We start from the raw sequence: 5,166 nt of genomic DNA on the forward strand, positions 1-5,166 counted from the left end.
ATTTGGGGTAGCAGCAGACCGTTGAGGTGCTGCAAGAGGGTAGATTTTCCTGATCCTGTGGAGCCAATCAATCCATGAACCTTGCCCTCACCAGCATGCAGGCGAACATCTTCTAAAGCCTGATATGCCAGTGGGGTATCCGCCAAATAAGTATGTCCCAGTCGGTTAACACGGATAAAGCTGTTTTGCTGCACAACAGGCGGAGAATCCTCGTGCAAACTGCTCATCTTCACATTAAACGGCGGGGGCGGCAGGACAGCAATCAGATCATTGGAACGCAACAGGTTCAGCGGCAGGTCGGGCAATACTTCCCGTAGTTGAATCGCCAACCGTCCCGCCAACGGCAGATCCAACCCAAGCGCCCAAAGGTCTGCTGGATGACTAAAGACTTCCCGAGGCGTGCTGTCCAGGGCTATTTCCCCTTTATTCAACACCACCACCCGCTGAGCAGCCACTGCCTCGCGCATGAAGTGAGAAATGACAATCACCGTCAGACCCTCTTCATGCAGACGGCGCATCAAGCGCCTGACCATGTGCCGGCCGGCCGGGTCGAGCATGGCAGTCGTTTCATCGAAAATAACGCAGCGTGGGCGCATCGCCAGCACACCCGCCAGAGCCGCCCGCTGCATCTGACCGGCTGAAAGCAAATGGGGAGGTCGCTGGCGATATTCCTTCAAACCGGTAATTTCAAGCGCTTCCTCCACGCGCTGGCGAATTTCTGCAGGCGGAAGACCTAAATTTTCCGGCCCAAAGGCAATATCTTCTTCCAGAATGGCGGCCACCAGCTGATCTTCCGGAGATTGAAACACCATCCCAACCATACTGCGAATTTGTGGGTGAAATCGCTCTTCGCGGGTATCCATTCCGTTGATTCTGACCACCCCTTGATCGGGCAAAAGCAAAGCATTCAAATGCCTCGCGAGGGTGGTCTTCCCGGAGCCATTCGCCCCGATCAAGGCAACATATTCCCCCTCTTCAATCCGCAGGTTAATGCCCTTCAGAGCTGGAATCGCCTCACCCCCCCGTACCGGGTGACTGTACCACAAATTTTCGATTTCGATTAATGCTTTGGTCATTCGTCCGGTTATTTTAACACAAACCCCCACAGTGACCCGAAAACCGCGAATCATTAGAATTTTTTTCGTTGACTCTGCATAACCTTGATGCTATCATAGGGTTAATCATTTAATTTTTTTCATTTATTATTCATTCCGCACCTTAACAATTCCGAAAACCTTTTGCACTCATCCCAAGGAGTTATTCATGAGTATTGAATTTATTTTTCGGCTGATTGGCATGGTTGTTTTTGCAATCATCGGTGTCATGTGGGGAGCGCAATTAGGGCAAATTGCGACAACCGGCGGTGCTTCTTCGACCTTTTCGGTGGAGGAATATGCCTTTACGCTTGGATTGGTAGGCGCGCTGATCGGTTTAATTCTGACACCCTTCATCACCATCCGCCCTATGCGGGCAATTCGCAGCCTGCTGACCCGTGTTTCTGCGCAAACCCTTTTTGCCGCCCTGTTTGGTCTGATCGCCGGGCTGATCATTGCCGTACTGCTGGCATTTCCCCTCTCGCGCCTGCCCTCCCCCTTTGGCGAAATCCTCCCCTTCATCGGGGTGGTCTTCTTCGGTTATCTTGGCGTTTCGGTTTTTGTCATGCGCCAGAATGACCTGTTTTCACTTTGGGGCAACATCTCCAAAAACCAACCCCCCGGCGCAGGCACTCCTGCCGCCGAGGGCGGGGCTAACTGGGCAGAATCGCGCACCATTTTACTGGACACCAGTGTCATCATTGACGGCCGCATCGCCGATATAGCCCGCACAGGTTTTCTGCCGGGCTCATTATTGATTCCGCGCTTCGTGCTGAATGAACTGCAGTACATTGCCGACTCGCCGGACAGTCTGCGACGCCAGCGCGGAAGACGTGGCATGGAAGTGCTCTCCCAATTGCAGAAAGAGCCCATTATTCCTGTGCGCATTTCCGATATTGATGTCGAAGGTGTGCGGGATGTGGATGACAAACTGGTCATCCTCGCCCGTCAGCTGCGCTGCCCCATCCTGACCAATGACTACAATTTGAACCGCATCGCCGAGCTGCAAGGCGTAACGGTTCTCAACGTCAATGAACTGGCTAATGCGGTCAAGTCGGTGCTGCTGCCCGGCGAAACGCTGTCGGTGCGCGTCATTCAGGAGGGCAAGGAAAGCGGACAGGGCGTCGGTTATATGGAAGACGGCACCATGGTTGTAATCGAAAACGGCAACAAGTACCTCAATCAGGAAATACTGGTAACCGTTACCAAAGTCCTGCAAACAGCTGCCGGACGGATGATCTTTGCCCGTCCGGAGAGTGATCGTTGATTTGATTTTTTACAGGTGGATTGACCTATGAGAGAATGGATCACCGGTCGCAATCCGGTATTTGAAATATTCCAAACCCGCCGGCGGGAGATTTTTCGCCTTCTGGTTGCCAGCGGAACGGAAGAAAAAGGAAAATTAACCGAAATTCTCAATCAAGCCGCCAAGCGGCGCATCCCGGTGCAACGTGTCCCGCGACAACAGCTGGATGCGCTGGGTGAAGGTCACCAGGGCATTGCGCTGGAGGTCAGCGCTTACCCTTATGCCGATTACAGCGAGATTCTCAAACGCGCCAATCAACGCCAGGAATTGCCCCTGATTCTGCTGCTGGACATGCTGCAGAACCCGCAGAATTTGGGAACTTTACTGCGTACGGCCGAAGCGGTTGGCGCACATGGCATCATCATTCCTCCGCGGCGGGCTGCCGGCATTACCCCAGCCGTGGTTCACGCCTCAGCCGGTGCAACCGAACACCTTCTGGTAGCCCAGATGAATCTGGCGCAGGCCATTGATCTGCTTAAGTCAGCTGGTGTTTGGGTGGTTGGGCTGGCCGGCGAGGCAGCTCAACCGATTTCATACGCTCCGTTGGATGCGCCACTGGCGCTGGTGGTTGGCAATGAAGGCGAAGGAATGCGGAATCTGGTTGCGAAAAAGTGCGATGTGCTGGTCAACCTGCCCATGCGCGGCAAAATCGAATCGCTCAATGCAGCCGTGGCAGGTTCTATTGCCCTCTACCTCGCGTGGATGACCCGCCAGCAAAAGAAAACGGAGGCCGCTGCATGAATCCCCCGCCGGAGATTACCCCTCTAGAACTTTACAGCCAACTGCAGGAAAACCCCAACCTGCTTATTCTGGATATTCGCGAGCCGTACGAATGGACGCGGGCTTTTCTTCAGCATCCTGCCGTTTTAGCGCTTCCCATGTCCGAACTGGCAGCCCATGGGGTGGATGCCCTCCCGCCGCAGATGCGTGAGCTGCAGCAACCTCTGGTCATTTTATGCCACCATGGCGAGCGCAGCCGCGTTGTGGCCGCCTGGCTGCTGGCGCAAGGCTGGCAGCAGGTCTACAACCTCCGCGGCGGGATTGATGCCTATGCCCGTCAGGTGGACGGAAGTGTAGGAATATACTGATTTTCTGGTATCATTCCAGATTATTTTGCATCACGGACGACATGGAATGAAAAAAGGCATTTTATTAGCAATTTCGGCGTATGTTCTATGGGGTTTTTTCCCAATTTACTTCAAATGGCTGCACGGTGTACCTGCTCTACAAATCATGGCACACCGCGTGGTGTGGTCGTTCATTTTTCTGGCGGCCTATCTTCTGTTCCGGCGCGAAATCAATCCGCTCATTCGTTCCCTTAATCGCCGCACCGTGTTGATTTACCTCGCTGCCGGCATCCTGCTGGCGATCAACTGGCTGACCTACGTCTGGGCGGTCAATCAGGGGAGGGTGGTCGAATCCAGTTTGGGGTACTTTATCAACCCGTTGGTCAGCGTTTCTCTGGGGGTAATTTTCCTGCGTGAACGATTGAGGCCGCTGCAATGGCTGCCGGTCGGTCTGGCAGCCGTGGGAGTGGCTTACCTGACCATCCGCTACGGCCAGTTGCCGTGGGTTGCACTGGTACTGGCGTTTAGTTTTGGGCTGTACGGCTTGCTCAAAAAAATTGCGCCGCTTGGGCCGCGCAGAGGGCTGGCATTGGAAACGGCTTTGATTTTCCCGCCCATGTTCGCCTACCTGCTGTTTGCCGAACTGCGTGGCGAAGGGACTTTCCTGCACACGCTGCCGATGACCAATCTGCTGCTAGTGCTGAGCGGGCTGGTGACCATCATCCCATTGCTATTATTCGCGGGCGGAGCGCAAAGCGTGCCCCTGACCATTATGGGGTTGCTGCAATATATCGCTCCCACATTGCAATTTCTGCTCGGCGTGCTGCTTTATCACGAACCATTCACCCTGTCCAGCGCAATCGGTTTTGGGTTCATCTGGCTGGCGCTGCTCATCTTCTCACTGGAAAGTTACCTTCACAATCAGCGTACATTGCATCCTCAGCCCGTACCGTAGATAACCGGGCAGCCGTTCAGCCGGCCTGACCACTCAATCGGCGCAGTTGATCCATCAAGTGTTCGGCATGGGTAACGCCGTGATTGACAAAGCGGGGTTTGCCGCTGGTATCCAGCAGGAAGGTGGTTGGCACACTCAACACACCCCAGCGTTTGGCAAGGTCGGCATGACGGGTAGCGTCCACTTCGATCACCTGCAAACGGTCACCCCACTCCGCCTGAACCCGCTGTAACGCCGGGCGTTGAATGGTGCGGCAGGGAGCGCAGTCTGGGGTAGTGAAATAAAGAATGACCGGCCTGCCGGGTTGCCAGCCAGGCAGGTATCTGCTCAAACCCGCCGTTCGGTGCAGAATGGTGCGGTTGACCAACAGGAAAAATCCAACCCCTACACCGATCAGCAGACCAGCCCACAGGATGCGGCTAAGCACGTCGTCCATCAGTGCTGCCCCTCCCGGCGCGGACGCCAGCCAGCCGGAGTGCCCGGCGGTGGTGACTGGGAGAAGCCCGGCACCTGCAAGCGGTTGAGCCAGTAGTACACGGCGCACCCCACGCAAAAGCCCACAAACAGATTGAGCGATGCCAACGCAATCACCAGCCAGACCAATCCCCAGCCAATCAACGGTAAACCGCTCAGGAACAAGACCCCAGAAATCAGCAGCACCGCGCCGCCAAACCCTTGCGCGAAGGTATGCGGCTGGCGGTTGTCCATCAGCACATCCGGCTTAAGCCAGCCGCGCGGTTTGAG

Annotated in this window: 7 protein-coding genes; 4 read left to right on the forward strand and 3 right to left on the reverse strand. The window is 55.3% G+C overall.

Going from position 1 to position 5,166, the window contains the following annotated elements; translation table 11 throughout:
• Window positions 1–1,076, reverse strand: a 1,076-nt coding sequence (locus VAE48_RS02990) for an energy-coupling factor transporter ATPase (RefSeq protein ID WP_322791830.1), incomplete at its 3' end; no start/stop codon positions are given.
• Window positions 1,077–1,263: 187 nt separating this feature from the next.
• On the opposite strand from VAE48_RS02990, the gene VAE48_RS02995 reads away from it, so the two are divergent.
• The 4 genes from VAE48_RS02995 to rarD are packed head-to-tail and all read left to right on the forward strand — an operon-like array spanning window position 1,264 to window position 4,422.
• A complete protein-coding gene (locus tag VAE48_RS02995) occupies window positions 1,264–2,361 on the forward strand; it encodes a PIN/TRAM domain-containing protein (protein ID WP_322791831.1) in 1,098 nt (365 codons plus the stop codon).
• Window positions 2,362–2,388: 27 nt separating this feature from the next.
• Window positions 2,389–3,141 carry a 23S rRNA (guanosine(2251)-2'-O)-methyltransferase RlmB gene (gene rlmB, locus VAE48_RS03000; protein ID WP_322791832.1) on the forward strand — a complete coding sequence of 251 codons (753 nt, stop codon included), beginning with the start codon at window positions 2,389–2,391 and terminating at the stop codon, window positions 3,139–3,141.
• Window positions 3,138–3,488 (forward strand): rhodanese-like domain-containing protein, encoded by a 351-nt coding sequence (locus VAE48_RS03005; protein ID WP_322791833.1) that lies wholly within the window; start codon window positions 3,138–3,140, stop codon window positions 3,486–3,488. The genes rlmB and VAE48_RS03005 overlap by 4 nt, the downstream gene beginning before the upstream one ends.
• Window positions 3,489–3,534: 46 nt before the next feature.
• Window positions 3,535–4,422 carry an EamA family transporter RarD gene (gene rarD / locus VAE48_RS03010; protein ID WP_322791834.1) on the forward strand — a complete coding sequence of 296 codons (888 nt, stop codon included), beginning with the start codon at window positions 3,535–3,537 and terminating at the stop codon, window positions 4,420–4,422.
• A 16-nt stretch (window positions 4,423–4,438) separates the two neighbouring features.
• Here the strand turns inward: rarD and VAE48_RS03015 are convergent, their stop codons facing one another.
• Both VAE48_RS03015 and VAE48_RS03020 read right to left on the reverse strand, forming a co-directional pair.
• Window positions 4,439–4,858, reverse strand: coding sequence for a thioredoxin family protein (locus VAE48_RS03015; RefSeq protein WP_322791835.1), 420 nt, complete (start codon window positions 4,856–4,858; stop codon window positions 4,439–4,441).
• Window positions 4,858–5,166, reverse strand: a 309-nt coding sequence (locus tag VAE48_RS03020; protein WP_322791836.1) for a DUF4395 domain-containing protein, incomplete at its 5' end; no start/stop codon positions are given. The genes VAE48_RS03020 and VAE48_RS03015, both read right to left, overlap by 1 nt.

The organism is Bellilinea sp., assembly GCF_034432615.1.
In the GTDB taxonomy this organism is placed as follows: Bacteria; Chloroflexota; Anaerolineae; order Anaerolineales; family Anaerolineaceae; genus Bellilinea.

Coding starts and splice junctions, on each gene's coding strand:
- rlmB (WP_322791832.1), top strand. CDS start 2,389: ATGAGAGAATGGATCACCGGTCGCAATCCGGTATTTGAAATATTCCAA.
- VAE48_RS03015 (WP_322791835.1), bottom strand. CDS start 4,858: ATGGACGACGTGCTTAGCCGCATCCTGTGGGCTGGTCTGCTGATCGGT.
- rarD (WP_322791834.1), top strand. CDS start 3,535: ATGAAAAAAGGCATTTTATTAGCAATTTCGGCGTATGTTCTATGGGGT.
- VAE48_RS02995 (WP_322791831.1), top strand. CDS start 1,264: ATGAGTATTGAATTTATTTTTCGGCTGATTGGCATGGTTGTTTTTGCA.
- VAE48_RS03005 (WP_322791833.1), top strand. CDS start 3,138: ATGAATCCCCCGCCGGAGATTACCCCTCTAGAACTTTACAGCCAACTG.